At 41.9% G+C, this 25,347-nt stretch carries 26 protein-coding genes; all 26 read left to right on the forward strand.

The annotated features are described in order from the left end of the window. The first annotated feature begins 3 nt into the window (after nucleotides 1-3). The 26 genes from HNQ85_RS07075 to HNQ85_RS07200 all read left to right on the forward strand — a co-directional run bounded on the left by HNQ85_RS07075 (nucleotide 4) and on the right by HNQ85_RS07200 (nucleotide 25,347). Complete coding sequence (locus HNQ85_RS07075; RefSeq protein WP_181537054.1) at nucleotides 4-1,356, forward strand: NADH-quinone oxidoreductase subunit C; 1,353 nt, start codon at nucleotides 4-6, stop codon at nucleotides 1,354-1,356. A gap of 3 nt (nucleotides 1,357-1,359) precedes the next feature. Beyond that, a complete protein-coding gene (locus HNQ85_RS07080; RefSeq protein WP_181537055.1) occupies nucleotides 1,360-2,460 on the forward strand; it encodes an NADH-quinone oxidoreductase subunit D in 1,101 nt (366 codons plus the stop codon). Next, on the forward strand, nucleotides 2,460-3,461 hold the full coding sequence (nuoH, locus tag HNQ85_RS07085; protein ID WP_181537056.1) for an NADH-quinone oxidoreductase subunit NuoH: 1,002 nt from the start codon (nucleotides 2,460-2,462) through the stop codon (nucleotides 3,459-3,461). Before HNQ85_RS07080 ends, nuoH begins: the two co-directional genes overlap by 1 nt. A gap of 18 nt (nucleotides 3,462-3,479) precedes the next feature. Continuing rightward, complete coding sequence (gene nuoI, locus HNQ85_RS07090) at nucleotides 3,480-3,899, forward strand: NADH-quinone oxidoreductase subunit NuoI (RefSeq protein WP_044749367.1); 420 nt, start codon at nucleotides 3,480-3,482, stop codon at nucleotides 3,897-3,899. Next, nucleotides 3,896-4,405 (forward strand): NADH-quinone oxidoreductase subunit J, encoded by a 510-nt coding sequence (locus HNQ85_RS07095; RefSeq protein WP_181537057.1) that lies wholly within the window; start codon nucleotides 3,896-3,898, stop codon nucleotides 4,403-4,405. The genes nuoI and HNQ85_RS07095 overlap by 4 nt, the downstream gene beginning before the upstream one ends. Further along, nucleotides 4,405-4,719, forward strand: a complete 315-nt coding sequence (gene nuoK / locus HNQ85_RS07100) for an NADH-quinone oxidoreductase subunit NuoK (RefSeq protein ID WP_181537058.1) — start codon at nucleotides 4,405-4,407, stop codon at nucleotides 4,717-4,719. Before HNQ85_RS07095 ends, nuoK begins: the two co-directional genes overlap by 1 nt. Nucleotides 4,720-4,797: 78 nt before the next feature. Then, entirely contained in the window at nucleotides 4,798-6,657 is a 1,860-nt protein-coding gene (gene nuoL / locus HNQ85_RS07105; protein WP_181537059.1) for an NADH-quinone oxidoreductase subunit L, read from the forward strand. After that, the gene (locus tag HNQ85_RS07110) at nucleotides 6,657-8,183 is read left to right on the forward strand and encodes an NADH-quinone oxidoreductase subunit M (RefSeq protein ID WP_181537060.1); all 1,527 of its coding nucleotides are present in this window, start codon (nucleotides 6,657-6,659) and stop codon (nucleotides 8,181-8,183) included. The genes nuoL and HNQ85_RS07110 overlap by 1 nt, the downstream gene beginning before the upstream one ends. Before the next feature lie 5 nt (nucleotides 8,184-8,188). After that, complete coding sequence (gene nuoN, locus HNQ85_RS07115) at nucleotides 8,189-9,697, forward strand: NADH-quinone oxidoreductase subunit NuoN (RefSeq protein ID WP_181537061.1); 1,509 nt, start codon at nucleotides 8,189-8,191, stop codon at nucleotides 9,695-9,697. Nucleotides 9,698-9,771: 74 nt separating this feature from the next. Then, complete coding sequence (locus HNQ85_RS07120) at nucleotides 9,772-10,011, forward strand: DUF1146 family protein (protein WP_181537062.1); 240 nt, start codon at nucleotides 9,772-9,774, stop codon at nucleotides 10,009-10,011. Between the two features lie 312 nt (nucleotides 10,012-10,323). Then, complete coding sequence (locus HNQ85_RS07125) at nucleotides 10,324-11,073, forward strand: YwmB family TATA-box binding protein (protein WP_181537063.1); 750 nt, start codon at nucleotides 10,324-10,326, stop codon at nucleotides 11,071-11,073. Nucleotides 11,074-11,104: 31 nt separating this feature from the next. Beyond that, nucleotides 11,105-12,418, forward strand: coding sequence for a UDP-N-acetylglucosamine 1-carboxyvinyltransferase (murA, locus tag HNQ85_RS07130; RefSeq protein ID WP_181537064.1), 1,314 nt, complete (start codon nucleotides 11,105-11,107; stop codon nucleotides 12,416-12,418). A 438-nt stretch (nucleotides 12,419-12,856) separates the two neighbouring features. Further along, nucleotides 12,857-13,891, forward strand: a complete 1,035-nt coding sequence (gene spoIID, locus HNQ85_RS07135) for a stage II sporulation protein D (protein WP_181537065.1) — start codon at nucleotides 12,857-12,859, stop codon at nucleotides 13,889-13,891. A gap of 142 nt (nucleotides 13,892-14,033) precedes the next feature. Then, complete coding sequence (locus HNQ85_RS07140) at nucleotides 14,034-14,999, forward strand: M23 family metallopeptidase (protein WP_181537390.1); 966 nt, start codon at nucleotides 14,034-14,036, stop codon at nucleotides 14,997-14,999. A 329-nt stretch (nucleotides 15,000-15,328) separates the two neighbouring features. Further along, nucleotides 15,329-15,586: a sporulation transcriptional regulator SpoIIID gene (spoIIID, locus tag HNQ85_RS07145; RefSeq protein WP_181537066.1), complete on the forward strand. Its 258-nt coding sequence runs from the start codon at nucleotides 15,329-15,331 to the stop codon at nucleotides 15,584-15,586. 121 nt (nucleotides 15,587-15,707) lie between these two features. Beyond that, entirely contained in the window at nucleotides 15,708-16,709 is a 1,002-nt protein-coding gene (mreB, locus tag HNQ85_RS07150; RefSeq protein WP_181537067.1) for a rod shape-determining protein, read from the forward strand. A gap of 215 nt (nucleotides 16,710-16,924) precedes the next feature. Beyond that, nucleotides 16,925-17,761 carry a flagellar hook-basal body complex protein gene (locus HNQ85_RS07155; protein WP_181537068.1) on the forward strand — a complete coding sequence of 279 codons (837 nt, stop codon included), beginning with the start codon at nucleotides 16,925-16,927 and terminating at the stop codon, nucleotides 17,759-17,761. 138 nt (nucleotides 17,762-17,899) lie between these two features. Continuing rightward, the gene (locus tag HNQ85_RS07160; RefSeq protein ID WP_181537069.1) at nucleotides 17,900-18,733 is read left to right on the forward strand and encodes a flagellar hook-basal body complex protein; all 834 of its coding nucleotides are present in this window, start codon (nucleotides 17,900-17,902) and stop codon (nucleotides 18,731-18,733) included. Between the two features lie 18 nt (nucleotides 18,734-18,751). Beyond that, nucleotides 18,752-18,991: a DNA-directed RNA polymerase subunit beta gene (locus HNQ85_RS07165; protein ID WP_181537070.1), complete on the forward strand. Its 240-nt coding sequence runs from the start codon at nucleotides 18,752-18,754 to the stop codon at nucleotides 18,989-18,991. Between the two features lie 171 nt (nucleotides 18,992-19,162). Beyond that, nucleotides 19,163-19,600: a 3-hydroxyacyl-ACP dehydratase FabZ gene (gene fabZ / locus HNQ85_RS07170; RefSeq protein WP_181537071.1), complete on the forward strand. Its 438-nt coding sequence runs from the start codon at nucleotides 19,163-19,165 to the stop codon at nucleotides 19,598-19,600. A gap of 87 nt (nucleotides 19,601-19,687) precedes the next feature. Continuing rightward, nucleotides 19,688-20,047 (forward strand): hypothetical protein, encoded by a 360-nt coding sequence (locus HNQ85_RS07175; RefSeq protein WP_181537072.1) that lies wholly within the window; start codon nucleotides 19,688-19,690, stop codon nucleotides 20,045-20,047. Nucleotides 20,048-20,445: 398 nt separating this feature from the next. Next, nucleotides 20,446-21,213 (forward strand): tyrosine-protein phosphatase, encoded by a 768-nt coding sequence (locus HNQ85_RS07180; protein ID WP_181537073.1) that lies wholly within the window; start codon nucleotides 20,446-20,448, stop codon nucleotides 21,211-21,213. Nucleotides 21,214-22,077: 864 nt separating this feature from the next. Then, nucleotides 22,078-22,962 (forward strand): UTP--glucose-1-phosphate uridylyltransferase GalU, encoded by an 885-nt coding sequence (galU, locus tag HNQ85_RS07185; RefSeq protein WP_181537074.1) that lies wholly within the window; start codon nucleotides 22,078-22,080, stop codon nucleotides 22,960-22,962. Nucleotides 22,963-22,977: 15 nt separating this feature from the next. Continuing rightward, nucleotides 22,978-23,655, forward strand: a complete 678-nt coding sequence (locus HNQ85_RS07190; RefSeq protein WP_181537075.1) for a sugar transferase — start codon at nucleotides 22,978-22,980, stop codon at nucleotides 23,653-23,655. Nucleotides 23,656-23,683: 28 nt separating this feature from the next. Then, complete coding sequence (tagD, locus tag HNQ85_RS07195; RefSeq protein WP_181537076.1) at nucleotides 23,684-24,079, forward strand: glycerol-3-phosphate cytidylyltransferase; 396 nt, start codon at nucleotides 23,684-23,686, stop codon at nucleotides 24,077-24,079. 29 nt (nucleotides 24,080-24,108) lie between these two features. Then, nucleotides 24,109-25,347 carry an oligosaccharide flippase family protein gene (locus HNQ85_RS07200; protein WP_181537077.1) on the forward strand — a complete coding sequence of 413 codons (1,239 nt, stop codon included), beginning with the start codon at nucleotides 24,109-24,111 and terminating at the stop codon, nucleotides 25,345-25,347.

A 25,347-nucleotide genomic window follows, 5' to 3' on the forward strand; every position in this document is an offset into this window, starting at 1 on the left:
TCGATGAGTGACGAGAAAGATTTACAGCAGCGGAAAAAAGAAGCCGCAGAAAGGGCGAAACAACTGGCCCGTGAGCGGATGGCGGCAAAAAAGGAAGTGGAGCAAACCGAGCAAACAATCTCGGAAGCGGTTTCATTGAATACAGAGGCGGAAGCGAAGCAAGAAGAAGCAGATGAAAAAGATGACGCTCTTGAGTTAGCGAAGAAAAAAGCGGCGGCGGCAGCAAAGGCGAAGGCCGCAGCGCTGGAGAAGCAAAAATCGAAGGAAGCAGAGCAGGAGAAGACTAAGTCGGCAGAAGACGATTTAGAATTGGCGAAGAAAAAAGCCGCGGCAGCAGCAAAGGCAAAAGCTGCAGCGCTGGTAAAGCAGAAGGCACAAGAAGCAAAGCAAGAGGAAGGATCTGAGGAAGCAGCCGATGACCTTGAGTTAGCAAAGAAAAAAGCGGCGGCGGCAGCGAAAGCGAAGGCCGCAGCGCTGGCAAAGCAAAAAGCAAAAGAAGCAGAACAAGAGGGTGCTTTAGGACAATCAGAGGACGACCTTGAGTTAGCAAAGAAAAAAGCGGCAGCAAAAGCAAAAGCCGCAGCATTAGCGAAACAAAAGGCGGCTGAACAAAGCGGGGAGAAAGAAGCGTCTGACAGTGATGAATTAGCCAAACAAAAAGCAATCGCAGCAGCGAAGGCGAAGGCCGCTGCCGCCGCAAAGGCGAAAGCTGCGGCATTGGCCAAACAACAAGGCAATACGGAAGCGAACGAGGACGAAATCGCTAAGGCCAAGGCGAAAGCGATTGCCGCCGCGAAAGCAAAAGCAGCCGCAGCCGCAAAAGCAAAAGTGGCGCAAGCTCAAGCGGCAGAAACTCCAAAGCAGGAAGAGAAACCGTCACCGAATCAAGTCTTTCTCGAAAAATATGTGAAAGTCATTAAAGAACATCTTGGTGAAGATGTACTAGAAGATGCTTACATTAACCGGCTTTCTAAAGATGTTCCGACACTTGTCGCAAAAAAAGATACATATTTTAAGATAGCGCAGTTCTTAAAGTTTAATGAACAACTTGGATTTGACTATTTATCGGAACTGCACGGAACAGATTTTCAAACTCATATGGAAGTGTACGTTCACTTGTATTCTTACAAAAACAATCAATCCGTTGCGTTAAAAGTAAAGATTGACCGAGACAATCCGGAAATTGATTCGCTCGTTCCGCTTTGGCCGGGAGCGAATTGGCCGGAATGTGAAGCGTATGATTTGCTCGGGATTCAATTTACAGGCCATCCGAATTTAATTCGCATCTTTTTAGGAGAAAATTGGGTCGGTCATCCGCTTCGAAAAGACTATGAACCGTATGATGTGGAGGTGTAGCTCATGCTTCGCACAGAAGAAATGCTTCTTAACGTTGGACCACAACATCCGAGTACGCACGGTGTATTTCGTCTCGTGTTAAAAATCGATGGAGAAATCATTAAGGAAGCTACACCTGTTATTGGTTATCTTCACCGCGGAACAGAGAAAATTGCTGAAAGCTTGCAATATACGCAAATTATCCCTTATACGGACCGAATGGACTATTTATCAGCGATGACGAACAACTATGTCATCTGTCATGCGGTGGAGACGATGATGGGGATTGAAGTGCCAGAGCGGGCTGAATATTTGCGTGTCTTAGCGATGGAGTTAGGGCGTATTGCAAGTCACCTCGTCTGGTGGGGAACGTATTTATTGGACATCGGTGCCGTCAGCCCATTCCTCTATGCCTTCCGTGAGCGCGAAATGATTATTAATCTATTAAATGAGTTATCAGGAGCGCGTTTGACGTTTAACTATATGCGCGTTGGCGGAGTAAAATGGGATGCTCCGGATGGCTGGATTGAAAAAGTCAAAGATTTCGTTCCTTATATGCGCAAACAGCTAGCAGGCTATCATGAGCTCGTAACAGGAAACGAAATTTTCCGCAACCGTGTTATTGGTGTCGGCAAATATACAAAAGAAGATGCGCTTGCCTATTCATTAAGCGGCGTAAACCTTCGCTGTACGGGGGTTAAATGGGATTTACGCAAAAATGAACCGTATTCGATTTATGATCGTTTTGACTTTGATGTCCCCGTGCGTGAAGACGGCGACTGTTTTGCCCGCTATGAGTGCCGCCTTGCCGAAATCGAAGAATCATTGAAAATCATCGAGCAGGCATGTGAGCAGTTTCCAAAAGATGGAGAAATTATGGCGAAAGTGCCACGCATCATTAAAGCGCCGCCAGGGGAAGCATACGTACGGATTGAATCACCGCGCGGAGAAATCGGCTGTTATATCGCAAGTGATGGTAAAAAAGAACCATATCGCTTAAAATTCCGTCGGCCATCTTTTTATAACTTGCAAATACTCCCGAAACTATTAAAAGGTGAAAATATCGCAAACTTAATTGCGATTCTTGGTGCAATTGACATTGTACTCGGGGAGGTCGATGGATAATGATGGAGGAATTATTACAGTCAGTGCCAAGCTGGACGAATGTCGCCATCTTTTTCGGGCTTGGGACAGCGCTGTTATTAGTTGTTTTAGGTTTTGTTACTTACGGAATTCTCGCCGAACGTAAAGTGATGGGCTTTATGCAAGGCCGCTACGGCCCGAACCAAGTTGGCGGGCGCTGGGGTCTATTGCAAACCGTTGCTGACGTGTTAAAGCTTTTGTTAAAAGAGGATACAATTCCAAAAGCAGCAGACCGACCGTTATTTATTTTGGCGCCTGTCATCGCGTTTGCGCCTGCATTTATGGTGTTAGCAACCATTCCATTTACGGATAAGCTGCAGTTTGCGGATATCGGTGTCGGCTTGCTTTACTACATTGCCATTTCTGGATTAACGACGGTTGGCGTTGTGACCGGAGCGTGGGCATCGAACAATAAATATGCGCTTTTAGGCGGAATGCGCGCCGCGGCGCAAATGATTTCATACGAAATTCCGCTTGTTATGTCTGTGCTTGGTGTCATTCTTTTAACAGGCAGTCTCAATTTGAATGATATTGTTGAAGCGCAGGAAGATGTTTGGTACATTTTTATTCAACCCATTGGTTTTCTCGTCTTTTTAATCGCTTCTGTTGCCGAATTAAACCGGACGCCGTTTGACTTGCCGGAAGCAGAGTCGGAGCTTGTTGCCGGATTCCATGTCGAGTATTCCGGATTTCGCTGGGCATTCTTTATGCTTGCGGAATATGTTTATTTCTTTGCGATGTCCGCGCTAACAACGGTGCTGTTTTTAGGCGGGTGGCAGCCAGTCATGTTTCTTGACTTTATTCCAGGAGCGGTTTGGTTCTCGCTGAAATTTAGCTTCATCGTCTTTTTATTAATTTGGTTCCGCATCACTTTCCCGCGTCTAAGGGCTGACCAGTTGATGGAATTTGGTTGGAAAGTGTTGCTTCCGGTAGCGTTGGCAAATATTTTTATCACAGCGCTGATTAAGGAATTATTTTTCTAATTAGAGGGGTGACAAAGTTTGCTTGGCTTAGCGAAAGGTTTAAAATATACCCTGAAAAACTTAACAAAGGAAAAAGTCACATACGATTATCCAAATGAACCGCTTCCGCTTCCTGATCGGTTTCGCGGCATTCAAAAATTTTATCCGGAAAAATGTATCGTTTGTAATCAATGCGCGAACATTTGTCCAACCGACTGTATTCAGCTGACGGGTAAAAAGCATCCAGACCCGACAAAAAAAGGGAAAATCATTGATACGTACGACATTAACTTTGAAATATGCATTTTATGCGACCTTTGTACCGAGGTCTGTCCGACTGAGGCTATCGTCATGACGAATAACTTTGAACTGGCCGAATATAGTCGCGACGCACTGTTTAAAAACTTGGAATGGCTCGATGAAAACGATACGAATGTGAGAAAGGGGAATAAGCCATGAGCGGAGAGTATTTAGCTTTTTTCTGTCTTGCGCTTGTGGCGATTGCCGGCGGAGTATTGATGTTAAATTTAACAAAAGTGGTCCATATGGTCGTGGCCCTTGTATTTACGTTCGTCAGCATTGCCGGTATATACATTCTTTTATCCGCTGAATTCGTCGCCGCTGTTCAAGTGCTCATTTATTCGGGAGCGATTACGATTATCATGTTGTTCGGTATCATGTTAACACGTCATCAAGATGAAGGATATTCAACAGGGGGATTTCTTCGTAAAACATTGATATTTTTAGCAGTTGCTGTGTTTGGTGTTGCCGTGTATTTCGGCATTGACGACTTAGACCTTGGTGGACAGGCAACAACGCTTCATGAAAAAAATACAGAACAAATCGGTATCGCTCTATATTCCAAGTACCTCATTCCATTTGAACTAACATCTGTTTTATTATTAGTAGCGCTTGTCGGAGCGATTATTTTAGCGAAAAAAGATAATGAGGAGGCGAAAAAATAATGAGTGCTGTTCCATTGTCCGCCTACCTTATCCTTGCGTTAGTGTTGTTCTGTATCGGTTTATACGGAGCGTTGACAAAGCGAAATACGGTCATTGTGCTCATTTGTATTGAGCTCATGTTAAATGCCGTTAACATCAATTTAGTTGCGTTCAGTAAATATGGAGTCCATCCAAGTATTACCGGACAAGTGTTCTCGCTGTTTACGATTACAGTTGCTGCCGCAGAGGTAGCGGTTGGCCTTGCGATTTTAATGTCGCTTTATCGTAATCGTAAGACGGTTCATATTGATGAAATCGATTCGATGAAACATTAATTTCACGGGTAAAAAGGGGTTTGTTGATAAAGATTAGCGGCTCACTCGCAGCCGCTTGAAAAAGGGGATTGTGATACAATGATGGAAAATGCCTGGATCATACCGCTTTTCCCGCTTTTCTCGTTCTTGATTCTGCTTGTAGTAGGTAAACGATTGAAGGAAAGTAGTGCGTATATAGGCATTTTGCTGACGTTTATTTCTTTCGTTTATTCGGTTATGGTACTATTTGATCGTTTGAATGCGCCGACATTAAAAGCAGAGCAAGTTTGGTTAACAGTCGGAACGATTAAGCTAACAGCGGGGTTTGAAGTGAATCAGTTGAATGCGCTCATGCTTGTTGTTGTATCGCTTGTTAGCTTTCTTGTACATATATATTCCAAAGGATATATGCACGGCGATGAAAGATTTCCGGTCTTTTATGCATATTTAGGACTGTTTACGTTCGCAATGCTCGGGCTTGTCATCTCGCCGAACTTATTGCAAACCTATATCTTTTGGGAGCTTGTTGGTCTCGGTTCGTTCTTATTAATCGGTTTTTACTTCTACAAAGAAGAAGCAAAAGCGGCTGCAAAAAAAGCATTTATTATGACGCGCATCGGTGATGTCGGTTTATTGATTGGCATGATTTTGCTGTTTTGGGAAATTAGAAGCTTTGAATATGCAGACATATTTGCCGCTGTACAAGCGGGAAAGGTTTCGGAGACCATGATTACGTTATCGGCGATTTTGATTTTTATCGGAGCGGTCGGTAAATCCGGTCAGTTTCCGCTTCATACATGGCTTCCAGATGCGATGGAAGGCCCGACACCTGTATCGGCATTAATTCACGCAGCAACGATGGTTGCAGCAGGGGTGTATTTAGTCGCAACGTTATTCCCGCTTTATGAAGCAAGCCATATCGCGATGTTAACGGTCGCGATTGTCGGTGGATTTACGGCGATTTTTGCTGCTTCCATCGGCTTAGTACAAACGGATATTAAGCGCGTGCTCGCTTATTCAACGGTCAGTCAGCTCGGTTACATGATGCTTGCTCTCGGATCTGCCGGTTATGTAGCTGGTGTGTTCCATTTAATGACGCACGCCTTCTTTAAAGCATTGTTGTTCTTGGCGGCTGGAAGTGTCATTCATGCCGTTCATACGCAAGATATTGAAAAAATGGGTGGTATTTGGAAAAAAATGCCGATTACCGCACCGTTATTTTTAATTGGAACGTTAGCGATTAGTGGTGTTCCGCTCTTTTCCGGATTTTTTAGTAAAGATGAAATTTTAGTCGCAGCTTGGACACACGGCCATACAGTGTTGTTCTGGCTCGCTGTAGCAGCAGCCTTCTTTACGGCATTTTATATGTTTAGACTGTTTTTCCTCGTGTTTACCGGAGAAGCACGTGGTGATGTAAAAGAGGTGCATGAGTCACCGTTTGTGATGACATTGCCAATGATCGTGCTTGGCATTTTATCGGTCGTAGCTGGTTATGTGAACACACCTTGGTTTGGTACGTTCCTTGGCGATTGGTTAACAGAAGGAACAGATATGCACGCGCATCATGAAGCACCTAGCTGGATTATGATTGTTGCAACCGCTGTTTCATTGCTTGGCATTTTGCTGGCATGGCTCATGTACGGCAAAAAATCGCTATCAAGAGATTGGCTCAGCTCAAGAACGTCTATCTTTTATCATGTGCTTTTAAATAAATATTATATCGACGAATTTTATCAATTAACGGTCGTCTATGCGGCAAAAGTAGTCAGCCTGCTGCTTAAGTATATCGACCGCTTTATCGTCGAAGGAGCCGCCAGTGCGGTTGCAGTGCTGACACAAGGTGTTGGTAAAGCGGGAGCAAGGCTGCAAAACGGACAAGTACAAATGTATGGCGCTGTGACCATTATCGGTTTAGCGGCACTCGTCGCGATTCTTGCTTTAACAGGGGGGTACTTATAATGAATGAAATGTATTTTCTTTCCTTGCTCGTTTTCTCCCCGCTGCTTGGCATTATTGCCTTAGCTTTCGTGCCAAAAACGCAAGAGCAAATGATTAAACTGATCGGATTTTTAGCAACGCTTCCGTCTTTGTTTTTTGCATTGCTGGCGTTTGTGCAATATCTTTCTGGATATGACATAAGCAGCCTCCAAGAAAAACGGAGTTGGATTCATTTTGGCAAATTTACGTTTTTAAATAAAAATACATTTACTGTTGACTACGAATTAGGCATTGATGGTTTTGCCCTTGTCATGATTGTGTTAACGACGATTTTGGCAACGTTCGCTGCTGTCGCGTCCATTCATATTAAGAAAGAATGGAAAGGCTATTTTATGCTGTTTCTTCTTTTAGAAATTGGCATGCTTGGTGTCTTTGCGGCAGAAAACTTAGTCTTGTTCTTTATTTTCTTTGAAATTACGCTTATTCCAATGTTCTTTTTAATTGGCAAATGGGGCTATTTCGAACGGGAAAGAGCAGCTTATAGCTATTTAATTTATAACGGAATCGGCTCAGCGGTTTTACTGCTTGTTATTTTAATCTTATTAGCACGTACAGGCACATCGAACATCGCACTGTTAAAAGAAATATTTAATGACCCAGCTGCCCAAGCGCAAATGATGGCACCGATTTCCGAGGATTTGCGTTACGGTTTACTGATTGCTTTACTAGTGGCTTTCGGCGTAAAATTGCCGATTGTTCCGCTTCATAGCTGGATGTTGCGCGTTCACGTTCAAGCGCCTCCGTCCATTGTTATGCTGCATTCAGGCGTCTTATTAAAAATCGGGGCATTCGGTTTAATCCGCTTTGGCCTTGGATTATTTCCCGAGGAATTTCGAAATTTAGCGACATTCATCGCCATTTTAGGTGTCGTTAATTTGCTATATGGCGCGTTTTTAGCATTCATTCAAAATGATTTCAAAATGGTGCTGGCCTACTCAAGTATTTCCCATATGGGAATTGTCTTAATTGGTTTAGGCGCATTAAACGAAGCAGGCATTCAAGGGGCGATTTTCCAAGTCGTTTCCCACGGTTTAATTTCCGCTCTCTTGTTCTTCTTAGTCGGTGTCTTGTATGAACGGGTAAATACGACTATGATTGACAAGCTGGGGGGCTTGGCGAAAGCAATGCCGCTTACAGCAGGTTTCTTATTAGCGGGAGCGATGGCATCACTTGGATTACCAGGAATGTCAGGTTTCGTTAGTGAATTTACAGCGTTTTTAGGACTGTTTGCAGTGAATCCGGTCATTGCTGCGATTGGAGCACTCGGCATTATTATGACCGCTGTCTATTTATTGCGCGCTGTATTAACGGTCACATACGGCAACGCGAATCGTGATTATGCCGGCGTGATGGATATCCGCTTTATCGAAGCGCTTCCAGTATGGTTATTAGTCGCGCTGATTGTTCTAATTGGCGTGTATCCGAACATTTTAGCGGAACCATTGCAAGCAACATTAGAGACGATTATGAATGGGTTAGGAGGGTGAGAGGAATGGAGTTAGAAACTTTATTGCAATATAAATGGGGCATTATGATACCAGAGTTTATCATTCTTGGCGTTGCGACCATTCTCTCGCTCATCGACCTGTTTATGCCTAGCGAAAAAGACCGTCGTTTGCTTGGATGGTTCGCATTCGCCGGCGTCATGGTGGCTCTTATCTCATTAGTAGGACTATTACCTGTCGAAGTGACTTCCATTTTAGAGGATACATTCCGGCTTGACTCGTTTGCGAAAGCATTTAAGTTCATCTTATTAGCCGGTGCTGCTCTTGTTATTCTGTTGGCAATGGATTATCAGCCTGCAGAAGGCATACGGTATCGCGGTGAATTTTACTATTTGTTTTTAACTGCTTTGCTTGGTGCGATGATGATGGCATCAAGCGGCGATTTGATTACACTGTTTGTCGGTCTTGAGCTGTTGTCGATTTCCTCTTACATACTAGTCGGTTTGCGCAAAAAACATGTACGGTCGAATGAGTCGGCAATGAAATATGTCATTAACGGCGGAATTTCGACAGCCATTACGTTATTCGGAATGAGTTATGTTTTCGGCTTAACAGGAACAACGAATTTAAAAGACATTGCCGGCCGACTTAGCGCGATTATTGATATGGGCCAGCAATATTTACTGGCGCTTGCGCTGCTGATGTTATTTGTCGGTCTTTCTTTTAAGTTGGCCTCTGCGCCGTTCCATATGTGGGCACCTGATGTGTACCAAGGAGCGCCAACGCCTGTTACGGCATTTTTAAGCGTCGTTTCTAAAACGGCTGGATTTGTCATTGTTCTACGTTTAATGATTTACATGTTTTCTGGGACTCCAGCTGAAGGCACGAATTCGTCATCCATGTTATTGTCGATGCAGGATTATATCGCCTTTTTAGCGGGGGCAACGATGATCATCGGTAATACAATCGCTCTCAAGCAGCGCAATGTGAAGCGGATGCTTGCTTACTCAAGCATCGCTCATGCCGGTTATTTACTCGTTGGATTTGTGACCATGTCGATGTTTATCGTTGATTCGATTTGGTTTTATTTAGTCGCGTATTTATTAATGAACCTTGGAGCATTTGCGATTTTACAAGTGATGACCGACAAGTCAGATTCTGAGGATATTAGTCAGTTTGCCGGTCTTTACCACCGCTCTCCACTTGTTGCGGTTGCGATGGGAATTTTCATTTTATCGCTTGCCGGCATTCCAGGAACAGCCGGCTTTATCGGCAAAGTAAACATCTTTTTAGGGGCGTTTGTCACAGAGCCAGCTCATTACGTACTTGCAGCGGTGATGATTGCGACAACCGTCATTTCATACGTGTATTATTTCGGGATTTTGACGCAAATGTTTTTCCGACCAGCAGTGGAGCAAACTCCAATGAAGCTGCCGCTCGGAGTCATGATAGTTGTCATTTTCTGTGCAATTGGTACAATTGTATTTGGAATTATTCCAAGCATTGCTTACGATTTCTTAAATCAATTTGAGCACTTTGGGGACTTTTTTAGCTAAACAAGCGTTAAGAATATAGAAGAGGACTAGACGCCTCTTCTTTTTATTTGATTGATGAAAAGGAGTGGAAATATATGTCGGGCTTTGGTTATCAAGCTTTCGTTAACATTTTGTCCCATCTCGTGTTTATTGCTTTAACATGGTGGACGCTGCAAGGGGTGCATATTGAAAAAATATTAAAGCCGAATCGGGTCATGCAAGCGCGCATATTTTACATTTTGCTTACGATTGCGATCGGTTCGACCGTAAGCAACTTTTTTCTAGATTATTTATCATGGTCGCGTCAGCTTCCGCTCATATTCCGAGGGAGCTGACCTGTAAGTGTCTGACCTCACATGCATTTCATAATGTAATGTTCTATATAATGGTGGGGTCTGACACGTTGCTTTTGATCTATCTCTTTTTTATTTTGTTTTGTTTTGTGAAACTTTCCAACTCACCATCGTCTGACCTCACGTGTAATATGGTAGCTTTGGGGCCTGACGCATGACTTTTAGGTCAGGCCTTTTTTCGTGAACTTTCCCCCTAAAATTATCCAGTATTTTTTGTGATTTTGTCGACTTTTTTTGTGTATGTTCACTTCCAATATGGCAACAATAACAGCTAAGGAGAGGAAGTGAAACAGTATGAGAAAGATAAAGATGATCATCATTGTTTTCATGCTTAGTGTTATCACCGTTATGTATCAATATTCATTGGGCGAAGCAAAGGGGAAAGAGCCATTTACAGAAATAAAAGAAATGGCTCGTGTGCTGCAGAAAAACGGCGCAAAGATCGAAGAATGGGTTATTTACACAAGAGAGTATTCCCAAACAGTAAAAGATCATTCAACTTTTTTACAAAAAGCAAATGAACTAAAGGAAAAACATCGTCAATTTCAATGGGCAGTAAAAAAAGACAACGACATATGGAAAGCGACAGGCCTGTACGAACATTCCTCTGTTAAAGAAAAAATTCAATTAGTAATGACCGTCACAAACAACAAGCCCCAAACGTATATCTCCTATGAAATGAAGGGATTTGGTTGGAGCGAAGCAAACTCACAAGCAGTTCTTGAAGAAACCCGGAAAAACTTGTCTAAAATCTTTGTGAAAGAACCTACACTTTTCTCTTGTGTAAAAGGGCAATTCAGTGATAAGATGAAAGGTGTTTTGTTTAATAGAGCAAATCATCTTTTAGCTGAATTTCAAGCAAAACCAGTTGAAGCATTGCAAGAAGAGACATTTGTCTCAGTATCCGCATATACTGAGCAGTGGGAGAACGCGCTCCCCAGCAAAAATCAGCTTATGAACATACAACTAGCATTAAGAACCACAGGATTGGGCGAAAAGACTACCATCGTAGTTGGAACCCCAATCATCACGATTGAATATTAATATAGAGAATTTGGACGCGGAGGGGAATACCTTGGAAAAAATCATCGTCCGTGGCGGAAAGCGGTTAAACGGCACAGTCAAAGTAGAAGGTGCGAAAAATGCCGTTTTACCTGTCATCGCCGCAACCTTATTAGCAAGTGAAGGAAAAAGTGTAATTTATGATGTACCTGCTCTCTCCGATGTATATACAATCAGTGAGGTATTGCGTTATTTAAATGCAGAAGTAACGATGGAAGAAAATAAAATCACTGTAGATGCATCACGAGAGCTCAAACTGGAAGCCCCATTTGAATATGTGCGTAAAATGCGTGCCTCTGTTCTTGTAATGGGACCATTACTTGCGCGCCATGGCCGTGCGCGTGTGGCTTTACCTGGCGGATGCGCCATCGGTTCACGCCCGATTGACCAACATTTAAAAGGTTTTGAAGCGATGGGGGCTTCGGTGAAAGTAGGAAACGGTTTTATCGATGCAGAAGTAAAAGGAAAACTTCGCGGTGCAAAAATTTACTTGGACTTCCCGAGCGTGGGAGCGACTGAAAATATTATGATGGCTGCTGTTTTGGCAGAAGGGACAACCGTGATTGAAAACTGCGCTAAAGAGCCGGAAATTGTGGATTTAGCGAATTTCCTCAATGCAATGGGGGCAAAAGTACGTGGTGCAGGAACGGGAACGATTCGAATTGACGGTGTAGCTAAGTTACATGGCACGACGCATACGGTTATTCCTGATCGCATTGAGGCAGGTACATTCATGGTTGCTGCAGCGATTACAGGTGGCAATGTATTAGTACAAGGAGCTGTTCCTGAACATTTGAGCTCGCTCATTGCAAAAATGGAAGAAATGGGCGTGACGATTATTGAAGAGGAAACAGGATTGCGTGTTATCGGTCCAGAAAAATTAAAAGCGGTTGATGTAAAGACAATGCCGCATCCAGGATTCCCAACGGATATGCAATCGCAAATGATGGCATTGCTTTTAAAAGCAGAAGGCACAAGTATGCTTACAGAAACAGTATTTGAAAACCGATTTATGCACGTTGAAGAGTTTCGCCGCATGAATGCAGATATTAAAATTGAAGGTCGTTCCGTCATCATTAACGGTCCTTGTAATTTGCAAGGGGCGGAAGTAGCAGCGACGGATTTACGTGCGGCGGCAGCGTTAATTTTAGCTGGATTAGTAGCAGAAGGTTACACACGTGTAACGGAATTGAAGCATCTTGACCGCGGATATGTTCGTTTCCATGAAAAACTAGCCGCTCTTGGAGCTGATATTGAGCGGGTAAACGAGGAAGAAAGTGTTGTTCAAGATGCAGCAGTAACTGATGTAAATAATATTAATATTTGAAACGAACAAAAACGACCGTGAACTACGCTCAAAGAAGTAGTGAATGGTCGTTTTTTATTTGATTTTCGTTTTTGCCAAAAATGCAATGGAAGAAACATTTAGAAGAAGTGCAGCATCGTGGCGTGATTGAATCGCTTGCGGCAAAAGTAGAAGAACAGGAAGGAATATGGCAGTGGGAACTCATTTTCGAGTTCTTTTTTCTTTTTCCGCAAACCTTTTTCCCCTCATCTATATTCTATGCTTTCCCGATTTCCTCATTCAAATTGTCATATATACTTGTCCAAGCCCATAACAATGTAATAAAGAGGCCAGTTTAGTCAATATGGAGATTGAGGCAATAAGCATCTTACACCCAGATTGCCGCGCCTGTATATAAAAGGCGGAAAAATCTCAGCCGCTTCTTTGCTCTTTGAAAATTTCACATTGGAGGCTCGAGCTATGAAACGTGTAAAACCCTTCATCGTACTAGTAGCATTCTTATTTGTCATCGTATTGCTTATTCCTACTTTGTTAGTCGTACCATTTAGTGAAAAAGTAGATGGAAAACTATCTGAAGGGATTCAACAGCAACCATCATCGTCATCAGTAGAAACAAACGGCAAAAATGGAGGACCGGCAGTAGAAGTAGCCGTGTACCGAAGCAAAGAGAAGAAGATTGAACATATTCCGTTAGAGCAATATGTCATTGGGGTCGTCGCAGCCGAAATGCCGGCTGAGTTTGAATTAGAGGCGCTTAAGGCACAAGCATTGACAGCAAGAACGTATATCGTTAAGCAAATGATCAATGACCAACCAATTAGCATGCCAAAAGGTGCAAACGTTACGGATACCATCATGCACCAAGTGTACTATAGCGATGAAGAATTAAAGCGCTTATGGGGAACGGATTACAGCTGGAAGATCAAAAAGATTACCGAGGCCGTTCAAGCAACGCGTGGACAAATTCTAACCTATAATAACATTCCGATTGAAGCTTCGTTTTTCTCAACGAGCAACGGCTTTACGGAAAATTCCGAAGCGTATTGGGAAAATGCCTTTCCTTATTTAAAAAGCGTTGCCAGCCCTTGGGATAAGGAGTCACCGAAATTTTATGACCGAAAAGTCATGTCTGTCGCTGAATTTGAGAAAAAGCTCGGCGTGACACTTCCAAAAGATGGTTCGGTCGGAATTGTTCTTTCACGAACACCTGGTAAACGTGTAGAAACGGTAGAAATTAATGGAAAAAAATTGAAAGGTCGGGAAGTGCGCGAAAAACTCGACTTAAAATCAACAGATTTTACATGGATGCGTAAAGGAGACGAAATCGTCATTACGACAAAAGGATACGGCCATGGAGTTGGCATGAGCCAATATGGAGCAAACGGCATGGCGCAAGAAGGAAAAACGTATGACCAAATTGTTAAATACTATTATCAAGGAGTCAACATTACCTCCGCCACCGCCTTCTTGAACAAACTAACCGCAAAGAAATAAGTGGGGGGCAAGTGGGGGTCTGTCCCCCATTTCTTTAAAGCTTTAAAGCGGTGGGGGTCAGACCCCCAATTTATAAAAAATTTTTTGAAAGTGTGTATATATTTTCCTCTTTTTGTTCAGAATGGTTGCTGAGGTGATGAACATGAGAGAGGAAGAAAAGAAACAGCCTTCTCCAATGAAACCAAGTTTGCGACGTGCGTTCAGAAAGCGTTGGGTATTTCCAGCTATTTATCTAGCTAGTGCCGCTTTGATTTTGACAGGAGTGCTTTGGTTCCAAAACAGAAATGACAATCAAGTAGCAGAAGACGAGTATGAGTACAACTCCGATATGCCAGGCACTTCTTACAATGACGAAGAACCAGCTGTACCAGTCAATGAAGCATTAGAACGTTTTGCCATGCCTGTGCTTGATCCAGATTCCATAGAAATTCAAAAACCGTTCTATGACTCTAAGGCGTCAAAAGATGAACAAGAAGCAGCCCTTGTCTTTTATAATAATACGTATCATCAAAATAAAGGTATCGACATTGTAATGAAAGATGGAAAAAGTTTTGACGTCACAGCGTCTTTAAGCGGAACGGTAACGAAGGCGGAAAAAGACCCGATTTTTGGATATGTGGTAGAAATTGAGCACGATAAAGGCGTGGTTACTGTCTATCAATCACTCGCTGAACTGAAAGTGAAAGCCGGAGATGAAGTAGAACAAGGAGAAGTGATCGGTAAGGCAGGCCAAAGCCAATTTAATCAAGAGGCAGGCGTTCATGCACACTTTGAAATTCGCAAAGACGGCCAAGCAGTCAATCCTATCGACTATTTTGATCAGCCACTAACGGCATTAACAGAAGAAGCTGATGAACAGGCTTCTGATGAACAAACAAAACAAGCTGGAGAAGAAAACGCGACTGAACAAAACACGCAAACAACGGATGAGCAATCTCAGCAATCCGATGAACAAACACAATCCGACGAACAGACACAATCAGATGAAGAAACTCAATCTGAGGAACCATCAACAAATGAAAGCACAACCACACCAACTGATGAGCAACATTCCGGGGAAGAATCTTATAAAACTCCAGATACCTCAATCGGAATGGCAAGAACATAATAATAATGAACAAGTAACTAAAACGGTTCTAAACGCCTATTCCTTCTCAGAAGAGAAGGGATGGGCGTTTTTATTTTTTAATACAAAATATAAAAAAATTCGCACAAAACACTTGTCCCTCTTGACTTTTCTGGTATATATGCTCCATTTGCCTAATAAAATAATACAAACTTAACTACAAAGAGAGTGTTTGAGGTGGGGATCGTCCATTAACAGCAAGAAATCGGCCCTAGATATTTTCAAAATGAACAAGTAGAAGTACCTTTTATCGTATACAAAAGCGAGTCTCATTTCACACTTCTCACATCCAATTCAGGGAGGCGAGTGGTGTGCACGATTACATCAAAGAGCGTACTATCAAGATTGGAAAGTATATCGTGGAGACGAGGAAAACCGTTCGCGTGATCGCGAAAGAATTTGGCGTTTCCAAAAGTACCGTTCATAAAGACTTAACAGAGCGGCTTCCGGAAATCAATCCCGAGCTGGCTAATGAAGTAAAAGAAATTCTTGATTATCATAAATCAATTCGCCATTTGCGAGGCGGTGAAGCGACAAAAAGGAAATATAAAAAAGAAGCGATTCAATAAAATGAAAAAATTTCTTCCTTGCATTGTATTTTATTAAGAAAATAGTATGTTTTTCCCATTACAATATGTTAAAATAACCAATTAGGAGTAATTGACGGATTGAATGCAAGGAGGAACATGGATGTTTGCAAGAGATATCGGTATTGATCTCGGCACAGCGAACGTGCTCATTTATGTAAAAGGAAAAGGCATTGTTTTAAATGAACCATCAGTTGTGGCGATTGATAAAAACACAAATAAAGTGCTAGCTGTCGGCGAGGAAGCAAGACGAATGGTCGGACGTACACCTGGGAATATCGTTGCCATTCGGCCGCTGAAAGATGGCGTCATTGCGGATTTTGATATTACGGAAGCAATGCTGAAGCATTTCTTAAACAAATTAAATTTAAAAGGCTTTTTAGCAAAACCACGCATTTTAATTTGCTGCCCGACGAACATTACATCCGTAGAACGAAAAGCGATTAAAGAAGCAGCAGAAAAAAGCGGCGGTAAAAAAGTGTACCTGGAAGAAGAACCAAAAGTAGCAGCCATTGGTGCAGGAATGGATATCTTTCAACCGAGCGGAAATATGGTTGTCGATATTGGCGGTGGTACAACAGATATTGCCGTTCTTTCAATGGGCGATATTGTCACCGCCTCTTCGATTAAAATGGCTGGGGACAAGTTCGATATGGAAATTTTAAATTACATCAAACGGGAGTATAAGCTGCTTATTGGTGAACGGACAGCGGAAGACATTAAAATAAAAGTCGCGACTGTATTCCCAGGCGCACGTGACGAAGAAATTGATATTCGTGGCCGCGACCTCGTTACAGGCTTGCCGCGCACGATTACCGTTCGTTCAAAAGAAATTGAAAAAGCATTACGCGAATCAGTCGCTGTCATTGTACAAGCTGCCAAAAGCGTATTGGAGCGCACACCGCCTGAGTTGTCAGCGGATATTATCGACCGCGGCATCATTTTAACAGGAGGCGGCGCCCTTCTGCACGGCATGGACCAACTGCTCGCAGAAGAATTGAAAGTGCCTGTATTAGTCGCTGAAAATCCGATGGACTGCGTGGCAATCGGCACAGGCATTATGCTTGATAACATCGACAAAGTGCCAAGCCGTAACTTTGTCTAAGAAAAAGCGCAATAGAATCTCTTAGTCATTTCTCAAGGGAACCACACTTTTACAATAAAATTTGCTAGAATAGGTACCATTAGGAAATGGTACCTATTCGCTTTTATGAGGTGTTTGCTTTATAATAAAATTATCAAATTCTGTCGGAAAATTGGCGAAATAGACTTTTTGTGACGAAACATGTCTATATTTATACATATATGAGGTGAAAACCTGTGTTACGAGGATTTTATACAGCCGCTTCAGGCATGCTTTCCCAGCAGCGCCGCGTCGAAATGTTAACGAACAACATTGCTAATGCCAATACGCCTGGATATAAGGCGGACCAAGCTTCATTGCGTGCCTTTCCCGACATGCTTTTGACAAGGTTACATACAACATCGATTCCGACAAAAGAGCCGCGTTCGTTCCGAAGCCAAAGGCCTATCGGTGAACTCAATACAGGCGTGTACATGCAGGAAATGATGCCGCTCTTTCTGCAGGGCGATATAAAAGAAACAGGACAAAACACAGATATAGCCTTGATCGATGGCAATATACCAGTGGATGCGGAAACAGGCATGAAAGGTGCGCTCTTTTTCGTTGTCGAAAATGGAAATGGCGAGATTCGTTATACGCGTAACGGAAATTTCACATTAGATGCGGAAGGGTTTTTAACAACGCAAGATGGCTTTTATGTACTCGATGAAAATGGCAGACGCATTCAGCTGACAAGCGAGAATTTTAAAGTCACTAAAGACGGCACGATTTTCGAAAATGACGTTCCCGTTACACGAATCAATATCGCTTTTGCCGCCAATCCTAACCGCGTTGTCAAAGAAGGAAACGGACTATTCCGCAGCGAGGCAGGCGTGCTTCCGAGCGCGATCGGCAACCCGAATGTGACCTATCAGCTCCAGCAAGGTTTTCTCGAGCGTTCCAACGTCGACTTAGCGCGCTCGATGACCGATATGATGGCTGCTTACCGCGCTTTTGAAGCAAACCAAAAAATATTGCAGGCATACGATAAAAGCATGGACAAAGCGGTTAACGAGATTGGACGGATTAGATAAAGTGAAACTTCATCAGTGGGGTCTTCCACAGATGTTCGTTGAACGTATCGCATTTCTAGTGTCCGTTATCTCTTACCTGTAAAGATGGGAGTCTTACGGACGATTAGAACGGGATCAATGTTATAGGAGGAACAAACGGTGTTACGCTCAATGATTACCGCTGCCAATACGATGAATCAATTGCAGCAGCAGCTTGATGTCATCAGCCATAATATCGCAAACGTCAATACAAACGGATATAAACGCCGGCAAACGAGCTTCGGCGAACTGCTCGTACAACAATTCAACAACTTGCCGCACGATGAACAAAACCGCTTAACTCCAGACGGTGTGCGTCACGGTGTCGGGGCAAAACTAGCGGCAACGAGCCTTGTGCTGAAGCAGGGGACAATCGTTGAGACAGGGCGTCCGCTGGATGTCGCCCTCACAAAAGAAGGACAGTTTTTCCGCGTGCTCATGCAACATGAAAACGGTACGGAAGAGATTGGCTATACGCGAGACGGCGCGTTTTACTTAAGTCCATCTGCGAATAATCCAAATCAGCTTATGCTTGTCACAAGCGACGGCAATCCAGTTCTCGACAGCCGCAACGAGCCGATTTTTATTAATGATGGCTTTAAAGATATTCAAATTTCCGCAACGGGAGTCATTCGTGTCACTGCGCCGAATGGAGAAGTGATGCAGACGTTTGATTTAGGTGTTACAACCATTTTGCGCCCGCAGCTTCTCGAGTCGCTTGGGGAAAATAGATACAGACTGCCAAATGGCGTCAATGAAGACGATGTCGCCGTCAATATGACTGGCAATTTGCGCGGACAAATTGGTATCCAGCAATCTGCGTTAGAACAATCGAACGTCGACTTAGCCACGGAAATGACCGATATGCTCATGACGCAGCGTTCCTATCAAATGAACGCAAAATCGATAGCTTTTTCCGACCAAATGTTAGGCTTGATTAACGGAATTCGTTAACGACAAGGAGAACGTTCAATGAAAGAAGAAACGAAAGAAGAACAACAAGAGGGAAAACAAACGCTGCCCCCTTGGAGGCGCTATCGCGTCCGCTTAATTCCTATTTGGCTGCGTCTTGTCATTGTCGCGGTGCTTATTGTCGTCAGCACCATGACAGGTGCGATGATCGGTTATGGAGTCATCGGTGATGGCAAACCGCTTGATGTGTTTAAGCCTTCTACATGGCAACATATCGTAGATATCGTCAAAAAAGATTAGAGGGTTTCAATCAAACGGAAAGGAAGGGGACACCTTCCTTTTTGTATCTAATTTAAAATAAAATGTGTGAATGGCAGCGTTCGTGGTACAATGATACAAACGGGAGAAATGAAAACATCTAGTGGACCATAGAAGAAATGGAATGGAAAAGAAACAAAGGAGGCAATACATATGCTTGACATTCAACAAATTAAAGAAATTATTCCGCATCGTTATCCGTTTTTGCTCGTTGACCGCATTCTTGAAATCGAAGAAGGAAAGCGGGCAGTCGGCATTAAAAATGTCACGGCGAACGAGGAATTTTTCAACGGACATTTCCCGAACTATCCGGTTATGCCGGGCGTATTAATCGTTGAAGCATTGGCTCAGGTCGGTGCGGTGGCCATGCTCAAAAAAGAAGAAAACCGCGGCCGTCTTGCCTTTTTCGCCGGCATTGACAACTGCCGTTTCAAAAAACAAGTTACACCAGGCGACCAGCTCCGTCTTGAAGTCGAAATCATCCGCGCAAAAGGCGCCATCGGCAAAGGGAAAGGTATCGCCACTGTCGACGGCGAGATCGTGTGCGAAACAGAAATCATGTTTGCGTTAGGCGACAAACAAGCGGAATAAAAAATTTTAAATATCATGTATGATATTCTCTTTACTGGGTAAATTAAACAAGGAAGATGAACAAATACCCAGAAAGGAGAATATATCATGAACAAAAAATGGCTACTCAAACTTTCCGGTTCTCTTCTTGCGGCGTTGCTCATTACGGGCTGTAATATGAACAACGATGACAACGATGACCAAAACCCACCGCCGCCAGCAGAAAACGAAGACGTCAACGATAATGATATGAATCCAGCTGATGATATCAACCAAAATGATGACGTTGACAATGATAATAACAATGACAATAACGACATTATCAATGACAACGACAACAATGGCTTACCTCCAGGAGACGACACGAATAACGGACCTGGCGACGACGAAAATGATGCCGTTCCAGACCGGGAAGACACCATTGAAGATCAACAAGATGTAAACGATCGCGATAATAAAGATGAATAAATGAAAAAAGAGGCTGACCGAAAGCAAAGTGTCAGACCTCACAACCATCCCATATAGTACAAACACTATATATGGTGGATGGTGCGTGAGGTCTGACACGGATGGGGTCAGCCCTTTTTTTGTTTTCATGCATTGGGGATTTTATCCATCAAAATACGTCTGTTAGTATATATTTCTTAATCCAAATACACGGCTCTCTTAGTAATAATGGTCTTTTAGGAAAATAATAGTTTATCACAAAATAAAAAGAAGGGGAGGAATTTATATCTTTTTAGACATAATTCTACAAAAAATGTCAGTTGTTAGAACTATAGACCTATGCTAAGATAAACGATGTATCCAATATCAACCAGAATGTTAGGAAATAAATAAGATAAATCAGTCAGGAGGATGAGGCGATGATTGATATACATAGTCATATTTTACCGGGTGTTGATGACGGTGCACAAACAATCGACGATGCGATCGCGATGGCACATGCTGCCGCCAGCGAAGGCATTACAAAAATCATCGCAACTCCTCATCATAAAAACGGAAACTATGAAAATCCAAAACAAAAAATTTTACAGCACGTCGACCACCTAAACGCTGTCTTGAAAGAACGCAACATTCCTTTAACCGTTTTGCCAGGTCAGGAAGTGCGCATTTATGGGGATATATTAAAAGACTATGAAAATGGCGAACTATTAACATTGACCAATGAAAGTCCATACTTCTTTATCGAATTTCCCTCTAATCATGTCCCACGATATGCAGAGCAATTATTGTTTGATATACAAATGAAAGGGCTTGTCCCCATCATTGTTCATCCGGAGCGCAACGCGGAAATCAGCGAAAACCCGGAACTTCTTTATCAATTTGTCAAACGGGGAGCCTTGACGCAGCTGACAGCGGCAAGCGTTGCTGGCTATTTCGGCAAGAAAATTAAAAAGTTTGCCTTGCAGACAATCGAGGCAAACTTAGCACATTTTATCGCTTCCGATGCGCACAACATCACGAACCGCGCTTTCCACATGCGGGAAGCCTATCAAGTGATTAAAAAAGAATTTGGAGCGGGAATGGTTTACTTCTTCCACGAAAACGCCGAGCTTCTCGTTGAAGGGAAAAACGTTGACCGCCAACAGCCGGAACGGATCAAAAAGAAGAAGTTTTTAGGATTGTTTTAGCTTGATGAGTATGTTTTATGATAATTTCTATTGTCATAAAACATATTTTCTTTTTGCTAGTATTGTCGAAAAATCCCTATTCTTCGGGGAGAATTTTTTTCGTTTGTGTCAGATGAACAAGGTATTTCACTCTAGCGTTTTCCATGATTGTAGATTCAAGTTTTGTTTGTTTTGATGCTGGTGGCGGTTAATCGAGGCGGCTTAGCTTTTCGGTGGTGTCTAGTTCCGGTGGCTATCCCCTCACGACGCTTCGGCCCCGCTGTGGCGGCAACACATTGAGTCAACTTCTTTGAGTAACTCACGCAAGACCAAACAAAGTTTGGTCTGAGCCTCCTCGGTGGCTTCGAAATGCTGGTCGCGGCTAGGTGGACCGCCTCCACTTTTCGGGATGTCTAGCTTCAGCGCCTAGCCTTCTTCTGCCAAATGTTCTTCCCCCTCGAGGTGACAAGCACCTCTGCGGGTGAAGAACATTTGGCTTTGAGAGCTAATCGCGGCAAGATGTCTAGTTCCAGCGTCCAGCTGCTCGGGGTCAAATAACCTTCCGGAGCGAAGTCAAAAAGCTACTTCTTGCTCCGGAAGAACATTTGCCCGTCGCAGCTAGGCGGGACGCTTCCACTTTTCGTTTTCGGAGATGTCTCCTTTCCGTTATCAATGGAGGCACTCGGTCATGCCGTGGGTGAGGACGATGACGGTCCGGTCACCTTAGACGCTTGTCGTCGAGGGTGTGGCGTGAGGGCGGGTTAGATGCCCACTTCACATTCCATTTTATGTAAAACTAGGTGTCTATTATTTATATCGGATAATAGAAACCTAGTTTTATATATTATTCCAAAAAAATTTTAATTTTTACTGGGGGATGTTTTGATGAAAAAGGTAAGAAAAGCGATTATCCCAGCAGCGGGACTCGGTACACGCTTTCTACCAGCCACCAAAGCGATGCCGAAAGAAATGCTGCCGATTGTCGATAAACCAACGATTCAATACATAGTGGAAGAAGCCATTGAATCAGGAATTGAAGATATCATTATCGTCACCGGAAAAGGAAAACGAGCGATTGAGGACCATTTTGATAATGCATTTGAGCTAGAACAAAACTTAATTGAAAAAGGAAAACTTGACCTACTTGAGAAAGTAAAAGAACCGTCAAAAGTGGATATTCACTATATTCGCCAAAAAGAGCCAAAAGGGCTTGGACATGCGGTTTGGTGCGCGCGCAATTTTATCGGAGACGAGCCGTTTGCTGTGCTACTTGGCGATGACATTGTACAAGCAGAGACACCATGCTTAAAACAACTCATTGACCAATACGAACAAACACTTAGTTCCGTCATTGGTGTACAAGCGGTTCCTGACAACCAAACGCATCGATATGGCATTATCGACCCAATTGAACAACAAGGTCGCCGCTACCAAGTGCGCCAATTCGTCGAAAAACCAGCACCAGGCACGGCACCATCTAACTTAGCGATTATGGGCCGATACATATTAACACCGGAAATCTTTATGTTCCTCGAAAAACAAGAAACAGGAGCTGGCGGGGAAATTCAACTTACCGATGCGATTCAAAAGCTGAACGAAATCCAGCGAGTTTTTGCCTATGAATTTGAAGGAAAACGCTATGATGTAGGGGAAAAGTTAGGATTTATTCAAACGACGATTGAGTTTGCGTTTCAGAATGAGGAATTGAGAGAGGATCTCATCCAATTTATGGAACAGATATTGAGTGAAGCAAAAGTAGAAAAGAAGTAAAGGAGATGGAAGAAGTTGGCCAAATCGGGTAGTGCAGTTAGCTTTCAGATCGAGCATAGCCGCCAAAGGGTTATTGTCAATGATAGTAAAGGATATTTAATCTTAAAAAGATTAATGGATATATGTGGAGCTCTATTTGGTTTGGTGTGTCTTTCGTGGCTATTTCTAATTGTAGCCATTTTAATTAAACTAGAAGATCCAAAAGGACCAGTGTTTTTTAGACAAGTTCGCATTGGCAAAGACGGAAAAGAGTTTTATATGTATAAGTTCCGTTCGATGGTAACAAATGCTGAGGAATTGCTGGAATCGTTGCTTCATTTAAATGAAACAACGGGTGCGATGTTTAAAATGAAAGATGACCCGCGTGTTACAAAAGTTGGAAGATTTATTAGGAAAACAAGTATTGATGAACTGCCACAATTATGGAATGTATTAAAGGGAGAAATGAGTTTAGTAGGTCCTAGACCACCGCTTCCACGAGAAGTTGCACAATATACTGAGTATCATAAACAGCGTTTGCTTGTTACTCCGGGATGTACAGGACTTTGGCAAGTGAGTGGGAGGAGTAATGTTGGATTTAGAGAAATGGTGGAGTTGGATTTATTTTATATTGAAAATCGAAACTTATTACTTGATATAAAGATTATTTTAAAAACATTAAAAACTGTTATAAACTCTGAAAATGCATATTAATCTATATTAATCAATCCGGGGTGAAAATGTGAAAAGGGTAATTACATACGGTACTTTTGATTTACTGCATTACGGACATATTAATTTACTGAAACGTGCAAAGCAGTTAGGTGATTATTTAATTGTTGCTTTATCTACAGACGAGTTTAATAAAATAAAAGGAAAAGAATCATATTTTTCTTATGAGCAAAGAAAGCTTTTATTGGAAGCCATTAAGTATGTAGATGAAGTGATTCCTGAAGAAAATTGGGATCAAAAAATTAATGATGTTATTTCGTATAAGATAGATGTATTTGTAATGGGAGACGATTGGAAGGGAAAATTTGATTTTTTAAAGGATTATTGTGAGGTTGTTTATCTTCCGCGAACACCAGAAATTTCAACGACTAAGATCAAGTCAGATATTCAATATAATATTAAATAGGAATAAAAATGTGGTAATAAGGAGCTAAAATGTCTGTTATAAAACGACTTTCGGGTAATTTTTTTGCACTAACGTTTATGCAGTTAGGTAATTTTTTATTGCCGTTATTAACATATCCTTATTTAGGTGTTGTTCTAGGAGCAGAAAGATTTGGATTAATTATGTTAGCTCAGGCTTTTATACAATATTTTATATTGATCACTGATTTTGGATTTAATTTATCTGCTACGAGAAAAATTTCTATCCATAGAGATGATGCTATAAAAGTTAATGAAATTTTCTCAGCTGTTTTTATTATTAAGTTGTGTCTATTATTTATTAGTTTTATTTCAATGGTAGTTATTGTTTTTTTAGTTCCGAGATTTAAAGAATTCTGGTATATTTATATGTTGAATTTCGGAGTCGTTATTGGTAATACTTTATTTCCAACTTGGTTTTTCCAAGGTATAGAAAAAATGAAATATACAACTATTTTAAATGTTACTTCTAAGGTACTCTTTACAACTTTTATTTTTTTCTTTGTGAAAAATAAATCTGATGTGTATTTAGTTCCCTTATTGAATTCTTTGGGGGTTATTATCGCTGGAATAATTGGTTTTACAACAGCTATAAAGCAGTTTTCAGTCAGACTTATTATTCCTTCTAAAGGGTTATTGGTTGATCAGTTGAAAGAAAGTGCACAATATTTTCTATCTAGGATTTCTGTAAGTGCTTATACTGTTACAAATACGGTTCTTATCGGTCTTTTTTTAGGTAATAAAATGGCAGGATACTTTGTAGTAGCTGAAAAAATAGCTAATATTTTATCAGTAGGAATATCAACAATTGTCGATGCTATATATCCTTATATGTCTAAAAATAAAGATATTCAAATATTTAAAAAGATTTTTATGTTTGTAATGGTCGCTGCAACAGTCGGATGTGCAATAATTTTTCTCCTAAGTGACCAAATCATTATTCTTCTATTCGGGAAAGAATTTTTGTTTAGTAGTAATATTTTTAAGTTTATGCTTGTAGCAACTTACATTTCTGTACCAAGTATGTTAATCGGCTATCCTTTATTAGCAGCTTTTGGTCATGCGAATTACGCCAATTACAGTGTTGTAGTTGCTTCAATAATTCATGTCTTACTTCTTTTTACTACGATACCTTTTATAGATATTTATGTTATTACTTATATCCTTATTGTTACACAACTAATTGTTCTTGGTATTAGGATATATGGTGTGAGGGTTAAAATAAATCTATCGATGAAGGAGCAAATGTAA

It is taken from the genome of [Anoxybacillus] calidus, assembly GCF_013760845.1.
In the GTDB taxonomy this organism is placed as follows: domain Bacteria; phylum Bacillota; class Bacilli; order Bacillales; family Anoxybacillaceae; genus Paranoxybacillus; species Paranoxybacillus calidus.